This window comes from Rosettibacter sp. KY25 (assembly GCF_057554405.1).
In genome coordinates this window covers 19,227-39,263 of sequence record NZ_BAAJAO010000016.1, presented here as the reverse complement: position 1 = coordinate 39,263, position 20,037 = coordinate 19,227, and the positions used below count along the sequence as shown (strand labels likewise).

Sequence of the window (20,037 nt, the reverse complement as noted above, 5' to 3'; positions counted from 1 at the left end):
AATGAAAAACAAATTTGATATAATGATAATTGATGATGAAAAAGTAGTTATTGATTCTGTAGTTAAAATTGGTGTTTTGAATAACTACAAAGTTGATTCAGCCGAAAATGCGGTAGATGCACTAAAAAAAATTAAGGATAATGATTATAAACTGATAATCTGCGATATCATGCTGCCCGAGATGAGCGGATTTCAATTTCTGGATGAACTTCAGAATTTAAGAGTGAATACACCTGTAATCATGACAACAGGATACTCAACAATCGAAAATGCAGTTCAATCACTTTATAAAGGGGCAATAGATTTTATACCAAAACCATTCACTTTTGATGAAATGACCGGAACTATCAAAAGAGGAATTAAATACAGTGAGTTAATAGATAAGAAAGGTAAAGTATCAGATTCAGGAATTGTTTATGTATCCTGTCCATCAAGATATTTCAGATTTGGCTACTCGTGCTGGATGAAAGAAGATTTTAATGGAACTGTTCTGCTTGGTGCAACAAATTTATTTTTGAAAACAATTGATAACATAAAAGAAATAGAATTGTTAGATTTGAGTGAAAAGATTAATCAAGCTTGTCCCCTTGCAAAATTTATTGACAACGAAGGTTTTGTGCATCAACTTTATTCGGCTTTGAGCGGAAGAATAATTGAAAGAAATGAAAAGCTTTTATCGAATATTTCGATTCTTGAAAAAGACCCATATTTCGAAGGATGGATTTACAGAATAATTCCAACTGAATTTGAATATGAAATGAAATTTTTAATTCCATGCAGTTCAGATAGATAATTTTAATTAAGGAGAAAATTTATGCTGCTCTTTATTTTATTATTAATCGTAGTAATAATTGCAGATGTAATTATCAGATATGCAATTAAAAAAGCAAATGAAAAGAAAATTCGCAAAGAAAGAGAAGCTGTACTGAAAGAAGTAGTAAAAGTTGATTTCAGTAAAGAAGTCAAAACACTTAAAAGAGCCGAGGTTCCAAATCCAAAAGCAAGAATTCTTTGCGTTGACGATGAAGATGTAATTCTTGACAGCTTTAGAAAAATTCTTGTTCTCGATGGATATTCAGTTGATACTGTTAATTCAGGACCCGAAGCAATTAATCTTATAAAATCTCATCACTATGATTTTGTATTCACTGATTTAAAAATGCCGGAAATGGATGGAGTCGAAGTTACAAAATCAGTAAAATATCTGCGTCCAGATATTGATGTAATTATAATTACCGGATATGCAACTGTTGAAACTGCTGTTGAATGCATGAAACACGGGGCAATGGATTATGTTCAAAAACCATTTACAGAAGATGAATTACTTGAGTTTACAAAAAAATGTTTGATAAAACGACAGGATAGAATCCAAAAACAATTAAAACCAAGAGTTCATATTGCTCATATTCCCGAAATAGAAAAAGTTGGAAAAGGTGAATTTGCAATTCCTGGCGGAGTATTTATATCAGAAGGTCATTGCTGGGCTTCTGTAAGTCAAGATGGAACTGTAAAAGTTGGCATTGATGATTTTGCAAAAAAACTTATTGGCAAAATCGACAGCATTGAATTTCCAAATCTTGGTATGACAATAGAAAAAGGTCAGCCGCTTTTCAGTATAAGACAAAATAAAAAGTCAATTCAATTTTTATCTCCTGTAAGCGGATTAGTTAAGTCCATTAATCATGAACTATCCGAAAATCTTGAAGCACTTGAATTTACACCATACGGCAAAAATTGGATTTGCACAATCGATGCAGATAAACTTGACTTAGAACTTCAGCAGTTAAAAATTGGAAAAAGTGCAGTAGCTTTCTATCAGGAAGAAATTGAGAAATATATTAACAAAATGAAGGAAATTGTTAAGAAAGAATCTCCAATGGAAGAAGAAATGTATTGGGGACAGCTTGAAAATCTTGACGAAAAAGATTGGTATATAATAACAGGCGAATTTTTCAGGAAATGAAGAAAAAATTTGTGAAAATCGATGAAGTTGAATATTTTTTGATAAGATATATAAGTCCATTATCTTATTTTTAATAATGTTTTTTCTTAAAAATAGAAATACGTGAGTTAAAGGTATTTGAATATTTGAGCTTTTTGCAGATTTAATTTGAGCATAATTTTTGATGTTACATAAAGTTTCTTATAAAGAAAAATATGGAGTTTTTAAGTGGTCCTATTTCGGAATAATTTAGCTTATCTGATTATAGCAATTTTATTAATTGGACTAACCAAAACTAAAGCACAGGATTTCAATTGTTCAGATTGTCATGAAGTTTCTATTGAAAAGTCTGTTCATAAAGATGCAATCGATTGTCAGGGTTGTCACGAAGATGTTATAAATGAAGACCACATTGAAAAAGGTGCAAAAAAAGTAAATTGCGCAAATTGCCATGATGATAAAGTTAAATCTGTAAATTCAGATATTCATCACAGATTGAAAGTAAAAAATGCACCTAATTGCATTACATGTCATGGCAATCATGAAATTCAAAAACCTCCAAAAGAAAATTCTCTAAAATCAAAATTATATTGCTCTAAATGTCACGAAGCCAAACCAATTGCTACAGTTTATCATGCTGTATCTGTTGATAAAAGTAATTGTTTGAGCTGTCACAAAAAAGTTGATGTTAAACTTACACTTCCAGTATCTGTTCATAAAAATTTAGAATGTTCAGATTGCCACAGCTTTATAGCCAACAATTTGAAAGACCATCCCAAAAATTTAAAAGCGACTAAAAAAGCAGACTGCTATGTTTGCCACAACGAAATAGCAAAAGAACACAGTGAAAGCATTCATGGAATTGCATTAAGTGAAGGAATTGATGATGCAGCAAAATGCTGGGATTGTCATGGTTCGCATGATATTAAAAAAGTTGACAATCCTTCAAGTTCAGTTTATCCTACAAATCTTGCAGCAACTTGCGGCAAATGTCACGATAATCCTGAACTTGTGAAAAAGTATAATATCGGAATTGTATCACCTGGTAAAACTTATAAAAATTCTGTTCATGGGATTCTTGTTCAAAAAGGAAGAATGGATGCGGCTACATGCACAATGTGTCATGGTGTTCATGATATAAAAAACAAAGTGCAGCCTTCATCAAAAATTTCTTCTTTTAGTATTCCTCAAACATGTGGTCAATGTCATCAAAAAGAATCTGAAGAATATCAAAAATCAATTCACTGGATTAGAGCAAAACAGGGTTTTAGAGAATCACCTGTTTGCAATGATTGTCATAGTGAACACAGTATTCAATCAATATCAGCTGTAGATAAGAGAGAAGAAGCAAGAAAGCTTCAAGAAAAGACATGCATGGTTTGCCACGAAAATCCAATGATTGCAGAAAGATTTGGTATTAATGGTGGACAAGCAAAATCTTATCAGGATAGTTATCATGGACTTGCAGTAATGCGCGGCGATAAAGACGCTGCAATGTGTATAGATTGCCATGGTGTTCACAAAATTTTACCAAAAGAGCATCCTGAATCAAAAGTAAATGTTGCAAATATAACCAACACTTGTAAGAGATGTCATACGAATGCAACTCCTGTTTTCTCTCAGAGTTATTCTCATAAAACTGAAAATGAAACAGCATCAAAGATTGAAAACCTTGTAGCAAATATTTACTTCTGGCTGATTATTTCAGTTATTGGAGGAATGGTATTACATAATCTGTTGATTTTTATTTATGAAATAAGAAAAAAGAAAAAGAGAATTGAAGGAGAAATTACTATTCCAAGATTTACCAAGAGTGAAGTTATTCAGCATTTTCTTTTATTAATTTCTTTTATCACATTAGCAATTACTGGATTTGCTCTTAAATATAATCAAAGCTGGTGGGCAGAACTTTTAAAAACATTTGGAATGACAGAAACAGCTCGCCAATATATTCACAGAGGTGCAGCAGTAATTTTAATTGGAACAGGTTTGTATCATATCATTTATTTGATATCAACTGCAAGAGGAAGAGAAGTACTTAAAAATCTGATTCCTACTTACAATGATGTTCTCGATGCCAAAGACACTATTCTATATTATTTGAGAATTAAAAAGCAAAAACCAATTTACGATAAATATGATTACACAGAAAAAGCTGAATACTGGGCATTAATCTGGGGAACAGTTGTAATGGGATTAACTGGATTTATATTATGGTTCCCAACAGTAGTAGGAGATTGGGCTCCAGTGTGGTTAATCAAAGTAAGCGAATTAATTCATTTTTATGAAGCAATTTTAGCTACACTTGCAATTCTTGTATGGCACTGGTTCTTTGTAATTTTCCATCCTCATGAATATCCAATGAGCTTAACATGGATCGATGGAAAAATGACACTGCATAATTATCGTCATCATCACGAAAAACATTTTAGAAGAGTTGTGCTTGAATGGAAAGAATATCAACTTGGCAAACGGGATTACAAGAAGCTAAGCAATTCAACAATTTTATTTACTTCAACATTGAAGAAGAATGGATTAAATCCAGACGCTATAATAGATTCCGAACTTGATAATGATCCAGAATTGAAAGCCTGGCTGGAAGAAAAATTAAATCCCAAAACCAAAGGAGAGAATAACAAAGAAGAAACAGGCAATAATCAAAAGAATTAATTGCCTATGAATTTAGATTAAGCTATTTTCCTAATAAATAAAATGTTCATTAATTTTCAGGAGGAATTACAATGCTTAAGAAGATGATAACCTTAGTAATTTTTTCAGTTGCAATTTATTTTTTAATTCCTGCTCAAGTATTTTCACAGCCTTATGGTTATGAAGGAACTCAAGTTTGCGGAACATGCCACAAAACAGAAAAACAGGGGCAGCAATTAAAAATTTGGCAGGAGAGTAAACATGCAAATGCTTATAAAACGCTTTTAACAGACGAAGCCAATAAATTATCAGGAGATGTCAAAGCAGTTGAAAATCCAAAATGTTTGAAATGTCATGCAAGCGGTTATGATGTAGATAAAAAATTAATTGGTGCAAAATTCAAAGTTGATGATGGAGTTCAATGCGAAACATGCCATGGTCCTGGCTCTGCTTACAAAACATTAAAAGTTATGAAAGATAGAAACGAAGCTGTTAAGAACGGATTGGTTGTATGGAAAAATGATGAGGAAATTGAAAAGTTCTGCAAGACATGTCATAACCCCGAAAGTCCAACTTACAAAGAATTTAATTTTGCAGAAATGTGGTCCAAGATTGTTCATAAGGTACCAAAAAATTAAAATCTCAGCAGGCTAAAAATGAAAAGAATAATTTCATTAATAATTTTTCTGCCGTTGATATTAAATGCACAGAATATTAACGGCAGGTTTACTTCTTCTATTTATTCTTTTGAGAGATTTAATGATGTCAATAATTCTGAAACATTTTTCAGAACATATCAAACATTAAATCTCAATCTCAATTACAATAAATTTTCACTGCGCACAAGATTTAATTTTGAAAGCAACATTAGTAATGTTCTTGATAGCGACCCGCGCATGAGATTTTATAATCTTTATTTTGAGGCAAGAGATTTATTTAATCTTGTTACATTAAAAATTGGTAGACAGCCTGTAATAATGCCTGTAGCTGGCGGATTGTTTGATGGTGTGAATCTGAAAATTAAATATGCAGGATTTTCTTTAATGGGATTTTATGGAGGCAACGTTCCTGCGTATCAAAAATTAGAATTAATTGACGATATTTCTAATAATTACATTCTCGGAGGCAGACTCGAAACTTATGCTCTGAATAATTTTAGATTTGGAATTTCATACATCGATAAGAATTTTAAACCAGCTGATTACTACGCAGAAAGATTGAATGAGAATTTAGACCCTGTAACAGTTCTTATTCAATCAAAATCAAATCAATTTAGATTTTTGTCTGCAGATGTTTCTTACAATGACAATAAGCTTTTTGATTTGAATGCAAGATATGAATATGATTTGAATTATGAAGAAACATCAAAAATTGAATTTGATGGCAGAGTTAAAGCAACAAAAGAATTGGGAATTAATATTTACTACAATCAAAGAGAACCAAAGATAAGATATAATTCTATCTTTTCTGTTTTTGATTATGGCAACTCTCAGGAAATAGAAGGCGGAATTGATTACAATGTTTCTAATCTTTACACATTTATCTTCAAGTATGGTGATGTAAAATTTGGAAGCGAACATTCATCTCGAATTACTATGGGGGCCAATACAAAATTTGGAAGTTTGAGTTATAGAAAAACATTTGGTGATGCTGGTGAACTTGATGCAATTTCTCTTTATGCTGCTCAATCATTTTTTGAAGGATTAGTTACTCCCTCCATTGGAATTACTTACACTAATTACAAATTATCAAAAGATGATAATGTAAATACAATTACAGCTTTTCTTGCTGGCTTTAATCTTAGACCTTGGAGAGTTCTATCTTTTGATTTACAAGGGCAGTATTTCAACAATAAAATTTATAAAAATGATTTAAGATTATTATTCAAAGTAAATTATTTGTTCAATACAAATTTTTAGAAGAATATGAAAATAAAAATTTTATATGCGCTCTTAGCTCTTTCGCTTACAATCTTTCTTAGTGTTGCAGCTGTAAACGAAAGAGGAGAACCTAAAAAAACAAATAAAGACCTAATTAAATTTTCTCATTCATTTCATAAAGAAATTGCAGAGTGCACAGCATGCCATACCAATGCAGCTGAAAGCACTTCATTAAAAGACAGACTTTTGCCGGATATGCAAACATGTGCAACATGCCATGATGTTGAGGATACTGATAAATGCAATACATGTCATTATGAAAATGTTACAGAAAAATTAATCCAGAAAGAATCAGATTTAATATTTAATCACAAAAAGCATGTAACTGAACAAAAGATGGAATGTATTGCATGCCATAAAGGTTTGGATGAAGTCGATTATGCATTCCAGTCTGTATCATCATTTCCATCGATGAACAGCTGTTATAAATGTCACAATAATCAAACAGTTGCAGCAAATGATTGTGAGATTTGTCATATATCAACTGCAAATTTAATTCCTGCAGACCATCAGGAAGTTGGATTTCTTAAAAGTCACAAGTTCAAAGTCAATGCTGAGAATGCTGAATGTGAAATGTGTCATGATAACAATTTCTGCGAAACTTGTCATGCATCAACAACAATGATTACTGAATCAAACAATGCAAGAGATTTTTATGCTCCTTATTCGCCACACAAATTTACAGATAATGCAAAACAGCAGCAGCTCGGCAGAGTTCATGATTTGAATTACAGATTTTCTCATGGAATTGATGCAAATAATAAATCGAGTGAATGTCAAACTTGTCATCAAGTAGAAACTTTTTGTGTTGAATGTCATAATTCAGAGAAAAATGATTTTGCAATGGAAGGAACAATGCCAGCTTCTCACAGAAAACCAAATTTTGTTACAATTGGTGTAGGAACTGGAGGAGGACAACATGCAGCAATGGCAAGAAGAGATATTGAATCTTGTGCTGCATGTCATGATGTTCAAGGCGCAGACCCAAGTTGTATTTTGTGCCATACTGATAATGATGGAGTCAAAGGTACAAATCCAAAGACGCATATGAATAATTTTATGAGAGATGAAGAAGGTGACTGGCACAGTGATGCAAATTCAGTTTGTTATACATGTCATCGCGATGCAAATGCAAGACCAAATGGAATCAAAGGCGTTGGTTTTTGTGGTTATTGTCATAACTAATAAAAATCTTTTGGGTAGAATATGAAATACATAAAATTTTATTTCATTTTGATTGCAGCATTAAGTTTAACATTTTTTTCTTGCAGCGATGTTCAAGATGAAATTACTCCATCAGAAAAATTTAGTATTCATGGTAATGATGTAATGGTTAAAACATCTGCTAATTTTCATGGAAGACAATTAGTGGATGGAAAAATGGAGAGCTGCAAACAATGCCACGCTTCAAATTATTCAGGTGGAACTACAAAAGTTAGCTGTCTTGATTGTCACAGTGCAATTAATGTTCATACAGCTGAAATAAATGATTTAGCTTCAGAAAAATTTCATGGAAAATTTATTGCTGCTATCAACTGGGATTTAACAAAATGTTCACAATGCCATGGCAGTAATTATGCAGGTGGAATAGTAAGTCCAAAATGTACCACATGCCACACTCAATCATCTGGTCCTGAAGCCTGCAATACATGTCACGGTGATTTTGCTAATCCATCAAAAATATCGCCGCCTAAAGCTACAAATGGTGCAATTGATACTAAAGATTTTAGAGTTGGTGCACATCAGAAACATTTAGCAGATTCTCAAATTGCACAAGCAACTCAATGCAATGAGTGCCACGTAGTTCCAGCTAAATTTAATTCTGCTGGACATATTGATAATACTTCGCGAGCAGAAGTTGTTTTTGGCAGTTTCAGTTCGAGTGGTTTTGGAAATCCATCATATAATTTTAATGATAATAAATGCAGCAATACTTATTGCCATGGTAATTTTGAATTCAAGAAAGAAAATGCTCAATATCAATTTGCTTATATTGAAGATAAAATTACAGGAAATAACTTTCAGCCAATCTGGAATAAAGTTGATGGAACACAAGCAGAATGCGGAACATGTCATGGGTTACCTCCTAAAGGTCATATAGAAGTGGACAGAAATTCTTGCGGAATATGTCATGTTGGAGTTGTTGATAAGTATGGTAAGATTGCAGACAAAACAAAACACATTAATGGCAAGATTGATTTATTCTAACATTTCATCTTTTATTTCAAGCCGTCTCGTAAATCTTGAGGGACGGCTTTTTTTGTTTATGTATTTCTTTTTGAATTATTGTAATCTATTTTTGGTTTATAAGTAAGAATTAAAAAGAGAAAACAGATGATTTCTACAATAAACAGTTTAAATGCACTTCTTCCATTTTTGTATTTAATTGTTTTTACAATTTACACTTATGATTTTTTTGCAGAGAAAAATTTGTTTACAAATTCCAAAAGAATTTTTCTTTTTGTTACTCTTTTTGTTCACGCTTTTTATTTAATGGTTCGTTCAGTTGAATTTAATCATCCTCCAATTACAACTAAGTTCGAAATTTTTTCACTACTGGCTTTTTCAGTTTCATTTTCTTATTTCATTCTTGAATTGTTAACTGATATTCGCGGCACTGGCTCTTTTATAATTTTATTCTCATTGATTTTTCAGGTGGTTTCTTCATTCTCAATTGAACATAATTATGTAGTCCCAGAAGTTTTAAGAAATAGAATGCTTGGACTTCATGTTGTAAGTGCAATTCTTGGATATTCAGGATTTACAATTTCTGCAGTATATGGACTGTTGTTTCTAATTCTCTACAAAAATTTAAAAAGCAATAAATTTGGGTTAATATTCAATCGCCTGCCAAGTCTTGAAATTCTTGAGAAGTTAAGTTTTTATTCTCTGGTTATTGGATTTGTTCTTTTAACATTTGCAATTATTATTGGAACAATATGGCTGCCAAGTGCTTTCCCGAATTTTAAATTTTATGACCCAAAGCTTATTGGCACAGCTTTTATCTGGATTGCTTATGGTACTGGAATTATCAGCAAATATCTTGCAAACTGGTATGGTAAAAAAATTATAATATTTTCATTGTGTGGATTTATTCTTACTATACTTTCTTTAATTATAACAAGCACATATTCTAATACATTTCATTCATTTTATTGATTGATGAAATAATGTCAGGAAGAAAAGTAATTTTTAACAAAAGTATGATTGGAAATGAATTTAATAGGAATTTCAATAAATCATAAAACTGCACCAATAGATATTCTGGAATCTCTTCACTTAACAAGAGATGAAATTATTGAATTTATACCACGACTTAAAGATGAATTCAGCGAAGGTGTGGTAATTTCAACTTGCAACAGAACAGAAATTTTCTGCATTTCAAAAAATCAAAAATTGAATTCGGATTTAATTCTGAAAAAGCTACTGGAGTTTAAGCCTGTTCAAAATATTAAAGAAGAAAATTTTACAAAATATTTTTCTTGCGGTGCAATTAAACATATTTTTTCTGTTGCTTCTGGAATTGATTCATTAGTCATTGGCGACAGTCAGATACTTGGACAAGTTAAAGAATCTTTCGAATTATCTGAGGACCTGAATTTTGCTGGAACAATAATTAAAAGAATCTTAAATGCAGCATTAAAAGTTGGAAAACGAGCAATTAAAGAAACTACTATTGGTGAAGGTGCAGTTACTGTTAGTTATGCTGCTGTTCAAGTTCTTGAAAAAATATTTGCAGGACTTGATAAAAAATCAGCACTAATAATTGGTGCAGGCGAAACTGGTGAATTAGCTGCAGTTCATCTCAAAGATAAAGGAATAGGAAAAATTTCAATTTGCAATAGAACATTAGAGCGGGCAGAAGCTTTAGCAAATAAAATAAATGGCAATGTAATTCCCTTTGAATCTTTGAAAGAAAATATTTTTAATTATGATGTAATAATAAGTGCAACAAGTTCTCCAGATTTTATTCTTACGAAAGATGATATTCAAAATGCAATGAGAAAAAGGAAAGGAACTCCAATTGTATTAATGGATATTGCTGTACCGCGTGATATTGATCCAGAAGTTAAAAATATTGAAAATGTTTTTTATCACGATATGGACTCATTAAAAGTAATAGTTGACCAGAACATTGCAAGAAGAAAAAATGAAATTCCAAAAGTCGAAAAAATAATTATGGAAGAGATGATTGAATTTTTCAGCTGGTACAACACACTTGAAGTTGTTCCAGTAATAAAATCTTTGAGAGACTTTTTTGAACAAATCCGAAATGATGAACTTGAAAAAATTAAAAACAAAGTTACTGCAGAAGATTATTTGAAAATAGAAGACATGACAAGAAGATTGATTGGTAGGCTGCTTCATAATCCAACAATCAAATTAAGAGAAATGGCAGAATCAGGAATTAACATTGATGAAATGGCTGCAAATACAATTTTAGTTAAAGAACTTTTTGCGCTGGATAAAATTAAATCTAATGGAGAAGAATCAAATAAAAAGGAATAAACTTGAAAAAAGAAAAACTAATTATCGGAAGCCGAGGAAGTGAACTTGCCCTATGGCAGGCAAACTTTGTTAAAAAAGAATTAGAAAGAAAAAACAAAAATTTATCGGTCGAAATAAAAATCATTAAAACAACTGGAGACAAAATTCTTGATGTTGCTCTTTCAAAGATTGGAGATAAAGGTTTATTCACAAAAGAAATAGAAAAAGAATTATTAAATGGAACAATTGATATTGCTGTTCATAGTCTTAAAGATTTACAAACTGAAATTCCTGATGGATTAAAATTAGTGGCGGTAACAAAACGTCATAATGTTGAAGATGTATTGATTGCAAGAAAAAAAGGTATTAGAATTTTTGATTTGAAAGAAGGAGCAACTGTAGCTACCGGCTCGCTTAGAAGAAAAGCACAGCTTTTACATTTGAGACCTGACTTGAACATTGTTGATTTAAGAGGAAATGTTCCAACAAGAATAAAAAAATTTTTTGAATCAAACTGGGATGCAATAATTCTGGCAAGAGCAGGAATTGAAAGATTGAACATGAAAAAATATATTTCATCTTACATATCTACAGAAGAAATTCTTCCTGCAGTAGGACAGGGTGCGCTCGGCATTGAAATTCATCAGAATAATTCTTTTGCAGAAGAAATGATTAAAAACATTAATGATGAAAACACATTTTTAGCTGTAAGAGCAGAAAGAGCATTATTAAAATATCTTGAAGGTGGTTGTCAGGTTCCAATCGGAGCTTATGCAGTTGTTAAATCAAATGGACTTTATCTTGATGCTTTAATTGCTTCGATTGATGGTTCGATAACATTCAGAAAAAAAATTAGAGGTTCAAAAAATCATCCTGAAAAATTGGGTGAAAAGTTAGCCAGAGATTTATTGAAAGCAGGTGCTTCTGAAATTATGAAAGTGATATACAAGTAATTAGAAAGTTATTTAAAATGGAATCGCAGAATTTGAAATCAATAGTTAATAAAAAAATACTTGTTACAAAATCAAAAGAAGAATCAAAAAATTCGTTGAGAATTTTTTCTGATGCTGGTGCAGAAATAATTTTTTTCCCAACTATAAAAATTGAACCTTCTTATAAAAATCTTGACTTGAGCGAATTAATTTCCAATCCACATAAATATGATTATATAATTTTTACTTCTGCAAATGCAGTTCAGGTTTTTTCCGTAATGTTGAGTGAGTATAAATTTGATTTATCGAAAACAAAAATTGCTGTGGTTGGAAAAGCTACAGCTGAAGAATGCCGTAGTCATGGAATTTATCTTCATATTATTCCAGAAGAATTCAGTGCAAGAGGATTAATAAAAAAATTTTCTGAAATTAATATTGATGGGAAAAATATTCTTATCCCAGGTTCTTCGCTTTCAAGAGAAGATTTAAAATTAGGTTTAACAGAATTGGGTGGAAATGTATTAACTCTTCCAATTTATGATGTTGTTATAAATGAACAGATAAGAAATGAACATGAATATCAATTCGTAATTAATAACAAACCAGATATTTTTATATTTACAAGTCCTTCATCATTTGAAAATTATATTAAACTCTTGAATGTAGAAAATGTATCTGAGTATTTTCAAAATAAAATTGTATGTGCAATTGGTCCAACAACAGAGTTTGAAATTAGAAGTTATGGAATAAATGTTAATGTTGTTCCATCAGTTTATACACTTGAAGGAGTAAGTGAAGCATTAATTGAATTTTTGAAAGCATCAGAAAATTTAGCTTAATATTTAAGGAGGAATATTGAACATTAAAAATGATTTATTTCTAAGAGCATGTAAGCAACAATCAGTTGAAAGAACACCAATCTGGATTATGCGTCAAGCTGGAAGATATTTGCCAGAGTATATGAAAGTAAGAGAAAAATATGATTTCTTAACTATGTGCAAAACACCAGAACTTGCTGCAGAAGTTACAATTCAACCTGTTGATATTTTAGGAGTTGATGCGGCAATTATTTTTTCTGATATTCTTGTTGTACCAGAAGCCATGGGAATGAATTTACAAATTATTGAAAGTAAAGGTCCGCAGCTTTTTGAACCAGTTCGAAATGAAGAAGACATCAAGAAACTAAAAAAAATTGATCCAGCTGAAGAGTTAAGATATGTTTTAGATGCAATTACACTTACAAAAAAAGAATTGAATGAAAGAGTGCCTTTAATTGGATTTTCTGGTTCTCCTTGGACATTAATGACATACATGGTCGAAGGGAATGGTTCAAAAAATTTTTCTGAGATAAAGAAATTTATTTATAACAACCAAAATGCTGCGCACGAATTATTGAATTTAATTTCTGATGTTGTTGCTGATTATTTATCTGCTCAAATTGAAGCAGGTGCAAATGCAGTTCAAATTTTTGATACATGGGGCGGAATACTTGCTGAAGATGATTTTAAAGAATTCTCTCTTCAATATATAACAAAAACAATCTCTCAAATAAAAAGAAATCACGAACCTGTGATTATCTTTGCAAAAGGAGTTCACAATTTGGAATTAATGAAAAATTGTGGCGCTGATGTTATAAGCATTGATTGGACAATAAATATTGGCAAAGCAAGAAAAGTGCTAGAAGATAAAACAGCTTTGCAAGGAAATTTAGACCCAACAATTTTATATGCGCCAAAAGAAAAAATAAAAGAAGAAACAAAAAAAATTCTAAATTCTTATGGAAAAGGAAACGGACATATTTTTAATCTTGGTCATGGAATTTTACCAGATGTAAATCCAGAAAATGTGAAATATCTTGTCGATGTAGTTAAAGAAGAAAGTAAAATTTATCATCAATAATTTTTGTTAGGAGAAATTATGTTTGAAATAGATTTAAATCTTATCAGGAAATATGATAAACCAGGACCGCGTTATACAAGTTATCCAACGGCTCCGCAGTTTAACGAATCGTTTACTTCAGAAAGATATCTTGATGAAATTATTAGAACAAATAATTTAGAGAACCCGCCGAACTTATCACTTTATTTTCATATTCCTTATTGTGATACTCTTTGTTACTTCTGCGGCTGTAATATGATTGTTACAAGAAACAGAGATAGAATCAAAGAGTATCTTAGATATTTGAAGAATGAAATTGATTTAGTTCGTTCATACATAATTGAAGGAAGAAAAGTTGTTCAGCTTCATTGGGGCGGTGGCACTCCAACTCATTTAAATCCAGATGAAATAATGGATTTGAAATCGTACATCAATAAAAATTTTGAAATAGATACAAATGCAGAACAGGGCTGCGAAATAGACCCGCGCGGCTTAACAAAAGAACATATTGAAGCTTTGCAAAATAGCGGATTCAACAGAATTAGCATGGGAGTTCAGGATTTTAATGAGAAGGTCCAAAAAGCTGTAAATAGAATTCAACCGGAAGACATGACAAGACAAGTAATTGATTGGATTCGTGAATTAAATTTTCACAGTATTAATCTTGATTTAATTTATGGTCTTCCTTTCCAAACAGTTGAATCTTTTTCAGAAACTATTGATAAGATTATTGAAATATCACCAGATAGGATTGCTGTATTTAATTTTGCTCATGTTCCATGGCTTAAGAAACATCAAGCATTAATTAAACCGGAAGATTTGCCAAAGCCAGAAGAGAAACTTCAGATATTAAAAATGACTATTGAAAAACTTACTAATGCTGGTTATGTGTTTATTGGAATGGACCATTTTGCTAAACCAAATGATGAACTTGCAGTTGCACTTCGTGAAAAAAAATTATACAGAAATTTTCAGGGCTACAGCACTCATGCAGGATGCGACCTTTATGGATTTGGAATTACGAGCATAAGTCAAATTGGAAGATGCTATGCTCAAAATGTAAAAAAAGAAAAAGAATATTATGATAAATTAAATGATGAAATTATTCCGACTGAAAGAGGATTTTATTTAAGCGATGATGATTTATTAAGAAGACATGTCATAACAAGAATCATGTGTGATTTCGAACTTGACTTTGCTGCTGTTGAAAATCAATTCAAAATTGAATTTGAAAATTATTTCAAACGTTCTTTAAAAAACTTAACTGAATTTATTACAGATGGTCTCGTTGAAATTAAAAATAGAAAATTAATTGTAACTCCAATGGGCAGGCTTTTAGTGCGTAATATCGCAATGAATTTTGATTGGTACATAGAACAAAAAGCTGATAAAGCAAAATATTCGAGAACGGTTTAATAATTATCAAAACAAAATGGCAGAATTAGCAAATATTTTAATAGTCTATCTGAGGAGCGAAGCGACGAATCCGAATTTTTTTCAGCATAACAACTTTGAATAATTTTAGTACTAACTCATACTAAAAGTATTATGAAAAGAAAAAGAATTCCAGATAAATTTAAGGTTTACTTTTGGGACTGCAAGTTTAAGGACTTAGACATGCGCAAGCATAAAAAATTTATTATGGAACGATTACTTAACTTAGGTTCATTTAATACTTTTAACTGGATATTTAATAACTTCAAAAGAGAAGAAGTTGAATCTTTTCTAAAAGAGCATGGAAAAATAAGATTGAGCAGGAACAGTTATAACTTTTGGAAATTTGTAATTAGGATTAATCAATTATGGAAATAGATTTATTTTATAACATATTGGATAGTAAGAGTAAGTACATTTTAGAAAATCTGAAAGAATTCAAGAAGCATTTCTATCTTGCTGGTGGTACCGGCTTAGCCTTACTAATGGGTCACAGAAAATCCGATGATTTTGATTTCTTTACCCATAAAGAGTTTAATGAAATTAATATTCATAAATTTATTAATGAAAATTTTCATTCAAATGTCATAAATTATCTACAAAATGAAAAGGACACAATTACAGTTCTTATAAATGACAAAATAAAACTTTCTTTTTTTAGTCTTTCTTACCAAAATTATCTTCCTTTAATTGAAACAAAATATTTTAATTTGGCTGACGAAAGAGAAATTGGTGTAATGAAATTAATTTCTCTCTTAATAGCAGCTTACCGCGACTATGTCGATCTTTATTTCATACTGAAAAAATATCCACTCGAAGAAATTATTTCATTAGCTCAAAAAAAACATCCTGAAATTGATATTGAGATATATTTAAAATCCTTAGTAAGCTTTGATGACATTGAAATCATGCCATTAAAATTTATAAAAGGAAATAAAGTAACTCACAGACAAGTTTTTAATTATCTTAAAAAATGCACTGAAGAATTTCTTGTTAACTACATTAAAACGAAAGGGAAATAAATTGAATAAAATAGCTGTTATTCTTTTTAATCTTGGAGGACCTGATTCCTTAAATTCGGTCGAACCATTTCTTTATAATTTGTTTCAAGACCCTGATATTTTCAAAATTCCAATCGGACAAAAATTATTTGCAAAATTGATATCGCATTTCAGAGCACCAAAAGTAGTTGAAGAGTATAAGTTAATTGGTGGTAAATCACCAATTAATGAATGGACAGAAATTCAACGAGCAATGCTTGAGAAAAAATTACGAGACTATATTCCATCTTTCGATGTTCACGTAGCAATGCGATATTGGAATCCGCTAACAAAAGTAGTTGCAGAGAAAATAGAAAAAGAAAATTATTCGAAAATAGTTTTACTTCCTCTTTATCCGCATTATTCAATTACAACTACTGGTTCATCTTTCAATGAATGGAACAGATGTTACAGAGGGGACAGGAATAAATTAGTTTTTATTAATAATTATCATCTAAATGAAAAATATATTTCTGCCATTAATCAAAGAATTGATGAAACAATTTTAAGATTTCCAGAAAATGTAAGAGATAAAATTCATCTTGTTTTTAGTGCTCATGGAACTCCTGTTAGTCTTGTTAAAAATGGAGATCCTTACAGTCATCAGATTAAAGAAACAATGGAAGCGGTGATGAAAGCAAGAAATTATTCTCATTCATATCACCTTTGTTTCCAAAGTAAAGTTGGACCAATGAAATGGCTTGAGCCAGCTACCGACGTTATGATTTTAAAACTTGCTGAACAAGGACACAAAAATTTATTGATTATCCCGATTAGTTTTGTTTCAGACCACATTGAAACTTTGTTTGAATTAGATATTGAATACAGACATGTAGCCGAAAATGCCGGCATTGAAAATTATTTTGTTATGAAAGGCTTGAATGATTCAGAGTTGTTTATAGATGCACTTTCAGATATTGTGATTAATGAATTAAAATCAGATATACATTCTGAGGAAAGCGAAGAATTTAAAAACAATTAAATTTTTGATAGAAAGTTTAACCACAGATTTATACAGATTAAAAATCTGCGAACATCGATTTAAATCTGAGTTATCTGCGTTCTTATTAAGCAAGAGATTCTTCGTCCGCCTTTTTGGCGGACTCAGAATGACAATCAAAAAAAGAACAGTCATTCTGAGCGAAGCGAAGAATCTTAATTAAAAGTAACCGCTAAGAACGCCAAGAAGTCGCAGAGATTAAAAACTTTGTGCATTCTTGGCGCACTCTGCGGTTAAAATAATTCTCGCAGATTTCACAGATTATAAAATTGAAAAGTTACTTTTTAGACAAAAATCAATTTCTGTTTTAGATGGATTTTATGAAGGAATAATATTTAAAATAAAATATTGATATTTGAATTAGTCGAAGACTATATTTTCTTAAAATAAATTTATTGGTGACAACAATGAAAACAAAATTATTATTTATCCTGTTTTTATTAATAACAATTTCATCTTTAAAATCACAAGAGAGTAAACTTATGAACAATCCATTTTTCAAAAGCTGGAACACACCATTTCAAACACCTCCATTTAATGAAATTAAAAATGAACACTTTCTTCCTGCAATAGAAGAAGCAATTAAATACGAAGAAAATGAAATTGATAAAATTGCTAATAATCCTGAGTTGCCAACTTTTGAAAACACAATTGAAGCTCTGGAATTAAGTGGTGAATTGCTTGATAAAGTCACAAGTGTATTTAATGGCTTGAACGGTGCAAATACAAATGATGAGCTTCAAGCAATTGCAAGAAAAATAACTCCTATGCTTTCAAAACATCGAGATGATATTTATTTGAATGAAAAATTATTTCAAAGAATAAAATCATTATATGAACAAAAAGAAAAATTGAATCTAACTGATGAACAAAAAAGATTGCTTGAATTTTATTACATCGATTTTGTAAGGAGTGGAGCTAATTTATCTGATACTCAAAAAGAAGAATTAAGAAGAATAAATCAGGAACTCTCGGTTCTTTCACTTAAGTTCAATGAAAATTTATTAAAAGAAACAAACGCAGTTGCACTTATTATTGAAAACAAAGATGATTTGGTTGGACTGCCTGAAAATGTTATAAAATATGCTTCTGAATTAGCAAACGAGAAAGGTTATCCAGGCAAATGGGTTTTTACTCTTCAAAAGCCAAGCTGGATTCCATTTCTTCAATATTCACCAAAAAGAGAATTAAGAGAAAAATTGTTCAAAGCATATATCAATCGAGGAAATAACAATAATGAATATGACAATAAAAAAATTATTTCAAGAATTATTTCATTGAGAGTTAAGAAAGCAAACTTGCTCGGTTATAAAACTCATGCAGATTTTGTGCTTGAGAGAAACATGGCAAAAAATCCAGAGAATGTTTATAAATTCTTAAATGAACTCTGGGTGCCTGCAATTAAAAGAGCAAAAATGGAAGTTGAAGAGATGCAAAAAATTATTGATAGAGAAGGAGGCAATTTTAAACTTCAGCCTTGGGATTGGTGGTATTATGCAGAAAAAGTAAAACAAGAGAAATATTCTCTTGATGAAGAAATGCTTCGTCCATATTTCAAAATGGAAAATGTTTTGAAAGGGGCTTTCGAAGTAGCATCAAAACTTTATGGGATAAAATTTATTGAAAGAAATGATATTCAGGTTTATCACCCAGATGTAAAAGTTTTCGAGGTTCAGGAAGCTGATGGTAAACATATTGGAATTTTTTATGCAGATTATTTTCCGCGTGATGGAAAAAGAAGCGGTGCATGGTCAAGCAGTTTTAGAAGTCAATCAAACATCAAAGGAAAATTTATTACTCCAATTGTTTACAATGTAGGTAACTTTTCAAAACCAACAACTGATAAACCCGCATTAATGAGTATTGATGAAGTAAATACATTATTTCATGAATTAGGTCATGCACTTCATTCATTATTTTCTAATACAATTTATCATGGTTCTAAATGGGTGCCAAGAGATTTTGTTGAACTGCCATCTCAGATTATGGAAAACTGGGCTCTGGAACCTGAAGTGTTAAAAATGTATGCAAAACATTATCAAACAGGTGAAACAATTCCGCAAGAATTAATTGATAAAATTGAAAAATCAAAATTATTTAATCAGGGCTTCGAAACAGTTGAATATCTTGCAGCATCATTTCTTGACATGGACTGGCATACAATTCAAGATACAATAGAAAGAGATGTTCCAGCTTTTGAAAAAAAATGTTTTGAAAGAATTGGAAAAATTCCAGAAATAGAATCTCGTTATCAAACAACAAACTTTGCTCATATTGTTGGTGGTTATTCTGCTGGCTATTACAGCTATATCTGGGCTGCAGTTCTTGATGCCGATGCATTCGAAGCATTTAAAGAAAAAGGAAATTTATTTGATAAAGAAACTGCAAATGCATTTAGAAATTTTGTGCTGGCAAAAGGCGGCACAGAAGACCCAATGATTCTTTACAAAAAATTCAGAGGTCGTGAACCAAAAGTTGATGCATTATTGAAACGAAGAGGATTGAATTAAAAGGAAGTGATCAAAGCTTTTCGATGATAATAAAAATATTAAAGTCATTCTGTGTTTGCGTTTGGCGGATTGCTACAAAATGACATTAATGTGATTTTTGTGTCATTCTGAGCGAAGCGAAGAATCACGAAAAAATGATGAAGTAGAAATTAGATTCTTCAGGCACCCCGGCAAAAGCGGGGTTCCTTCAGAATGACAGAAAAGAATTAATACTATCAGAGTAA

17 protein-coding genes are annotated in these 20,037 nt (G+C 30.9%); all 17 read left to right on the top strand.

The annotated features are described in order from the left end of the window. Position 1: 1 nt before the first annotated feature. The 17 genes from AC27L2_RS10225 (at position 2) to AC27L2_RS10145 (ending at position 19,813) form a co-directional block, all read left to right on the top strand. Entirely contained in the window at positions 2–793 is a 792-nt protein-coding gene (locus tag AC27L2_RS10225; RefSeq protein ID WP_487211669.1) for a response regulator, read from the top strand. Positions 794–814: 21 nt separating this feature from the next. Beyond that, positions 815–1,963 (top strand): response regulator, encoded by a 1,149-nt coding sequence (locus tag AC27L2_RS10220; RefSeq protein WP_487211668.1) that lies wholly within the window; start codon positions 815–817, stop codon positions 1,961–1,963. 207 nt (positions 1,964–2,170) lie between these two features. Beyond that, a complete protein-coding gene (locus AC27L2_RS10215; RefSeq protein WP_487211667.1) occupies positions 2,171–4,612 on the top strand; it encodes a cytochrome b/b6 domain-containing protein in 2,442 nt (813 codons plus the stop codon). Positions 4,613–4,683: 71 nt separating this feature from the next. Beyond that, positions 4,684–5,229, top strand: a complete 546-nt coding sequence (locus AC27L2_RS10210; RefSeq protein ID WP_487211666.1) for a cytochrome c family protein — start codon at positions 4,684–4,686, stop codon at positions 5,227–5,229. 18 nt (positions 5,230–5,247) lie between these two features. Continuing rightward, positions 5,248–6,510: a hypothetical protein gene (locus tag AC27L2_RS10205; protein WP_487211665.1), complete on the top strand. Its 1,263-nt coding sequence runs from the start codon at positions 5,248–5,250 to the stop codon at positions 6,508–6,510. Positions 6,511–6,516: 6 nt separating this feature from the next. Beyond that, positions 6,517–7,716: a cytochrome c3 family protein gene (locus tag AC27L2_RS10200; protein WP_487211664.1), complete on the top strand. Its 1,200-nt coding sequence runs from the start codon at positions 6,517–6,519 to the stop codon at positions 7,714–7,716. Between the two features lie 21 nt (positions 7,717–7,737). Next, on the top strand, positions 7,738–8,739 hold the full coding sequence (locus AC27L2_RS10195) for a CxxxxCH/CxxCH domain c-type cytochrome (protein WP_487211663.1): 1,002 nt from the start codon (positions 7,738–7,740) through the stop codon (positions 8,737–8,739). A 126-nt stretch (positions 8,740–8,865) separates the two neighbouring features. Continuing rightward, complete coding sequence (locus AC27L2_RS10190) at positions 8,866–9,690, top strand: cytochrome C assembly family protein (RefSeq protein ID WP_487211662.1); 825 nt, start codon at positions 8,866–8,868, stop codon at positions 9,688–9,690. 54 nt (positions 9,691–9,744) lie between these two features. Next, positions 9,745–11,040 carry a glutamyl-tRNA reductase gene (hemA, locus tag AC27L2_RS10185; protein WP_487211661.1) on the top strand — a complete coding sequence of 432 codons (1,296 nt, stop codon included), beginning with the start codon at positions 9,745–9,747 and terminating at the stop codon, positions 11,038–11,040. Between the two features lie 2 nt (positions 11,041–11,042). Continuing rightward, entirely contained in the window at positions 11,043–11,972 is a 930-nt protein-coding gene (hemC, locus tag AC27L2_RS10180) for a hydroxymethylbilane synthase (RefSeq protein WP_487211660.1), read from the top strand. Positions 11,973–11,989: 17 nt separating this feature from the next. Further along, entirely contained in the window at positions 11,990–12,790 is an 801-nt protein-coding gene (locus AC27L2_RS10175; protein ID WP_487211659.1) for a uroporphyrinogen-III synthase, read from the top strand. Between the two features lie 16 nt (positions 12,791–12,806). Next, positions 12,807–13,850, top strand: a complete 1,044-nt coding sequence (gene hemE, locus AC27L2_RS10170; protein ID WP_487211658.1) for a uroporphyrinogen decarboxylase — start codon at positions 12,807–12,809, stop codon at positions 13,848–13,850. A gap of 18 nt (positions 13,851–13,868) precedes the next feature. Beyond that, complete coding sequence (hemN, locus tag AC27L2_RS10165; protein WP_487211657.1) at positions 13,869–15,245, top strand: oxygen-independent coproporphyrinogen III oxidase; 1,377 nt, start codon at positions 13,869–13,871, stop codon at positions 15,243–15,245. Between the two features lie 132 nt (positions 15,246–15,377). Beyond that, positions 15,378–15,641: a DUF6922 domain-containing protein gene (locus AC27L2_RS10160; RefSeq protein ID WP_487211656.1), complete on the top strand. Its 264-nt coding sequence runs from the start codon at positions 15,378–15,380 to the stop codon at positions 15,639–15,641. Beyond that, a complete protein-coding gene (locus AC27L2_RS10155; RefSeq protein WP_487211655.1) occupies positions 15,632–16,285 on the top strand; it encodes a nucleotidyl transferase AbiEii/AbiGii toxin family protein in 654 nt (217 codons plus the stop codon). Before AC27L2_RS10160 ends, AC27L2_RS10155 begins: the two co-directional genes overlap by 10 nt. Before the next feature lies 1 nt (position 16,286). Next, positions 16,287–17,285, top strand: a complete 999-nt coding sequence (hemH, locus tag AC27L2_RS10150; RefSeq protein WP_487211654.1) for a ferrochelatase — start codon at positions 16,287–16,289, stop codon at positions 17,283–17,285. A gap of 425 nt (positions 17,286–17,710) precedes the next feature. Beyond that, a complete protein-coding gene (locus AC27L2_RS10145) occupies positions 17,711–19,813 on the top strand; it encodes a M3 family metallopeptidase (RefSeq protein ID WP_487211653.1) in 2,103 nt (700 codons plus the stop codon). The last annotated feature ends 224 nt before the right edge of the window (positions 19,814–20,037 follow it).

Excerpts from the sequence above, each read along its gene's own strand:
- AC27L2_RS10175 (WP_487211659.1), top strand. The coding sequence starts at position 11,990 with ATGGAATCGCAGAATTTGAAATCAATAGTTAATAAAAAAATACTTGTT.
- hemN (WP_487211657.1), top strand. The coding sequence starts at position 13,869 with ATGTTTGAAATAGATTTAAATCTTATCAGGAAATATGATAAACCAGGA.
- AC27L2_RS10225 (WP_487211669.1), top strand. The coding sequence starts at position 2 with ATGAAAAACAAATTTGATATAATGATAATTGATGATGAAAAAGTAGTT.
- AC27L2_RS10145 (WP_487211653.1), top strand. The coding sequence starts at position 17,711 with ATGAAAACAAAATTATTATTTATCCTGTTTTTATTAATAACAATTTCA.
- AC27L2_RS10155 (WP_487211655.1), top strand. The coding sequence starts at position 15,632 with ATGGAAATAGATTTATTTTATAACATATTGGATAGTAAGAGTAAGTAC.
- AC27L2_RS10190 (WP_487211662.1), top strand. The coding sequence starts at position 8,866 with ATGATTTCTACAATAAACAGTTTAAATGCACTTCTTCCATTTTTGTAT.
- AC27L2_RS10210 (WP_487211666.1), top strand. The coding sequence starts at position 4,684 with ATGCTTAAGAAGATGATAACCTTAGTAATTTTTTCAGTTGCAATTTAT.
- AC27L2_RS10195 (WP_487211663.1), top strand. The coding sequence starts at position 7,738 with ATGAAATACATAAAATTTTATTTCATTTTGATTGCAGCATTAAGTTTA.
- AC27L2_RS10220 (WP_487211668.1), top strand. The coding sequence starts at position 815 with ATGCTGCTCTTTATTTTATTATTAATCGTAGTAATAATTGCAGATGTA.
- AC27L2_RS10160 (WP_487211656.1), top strand. The coding sequence starts at position 15,378 with ATGAAAAGAAAAAGAATTCCAGATAAATTTAAGGTTTACTTTTGGGAC.
- hemA (WP_487211661.1), top strand. The coding sequence starts at position 9,745 with ATGAATTTAATAGGAATTTCAATAAATCATAAAACTGCACCAATAGAT.
- AC27L2_RS10205 (WP_487211665.1), top strand. The coding sequence starts at position 5,248 with ATGAAAAGAATAATTTCATTAATAATTTTTCTGCCGTTGATATTAAAT.
- AC27L2_RS10200 (WP_487211664.1), top strand. The coding sequence starts at position 6,517 with ATGAAAATAAAAATTTTATATGCGCTCTTAGCTCTTTCGCTTACAATC.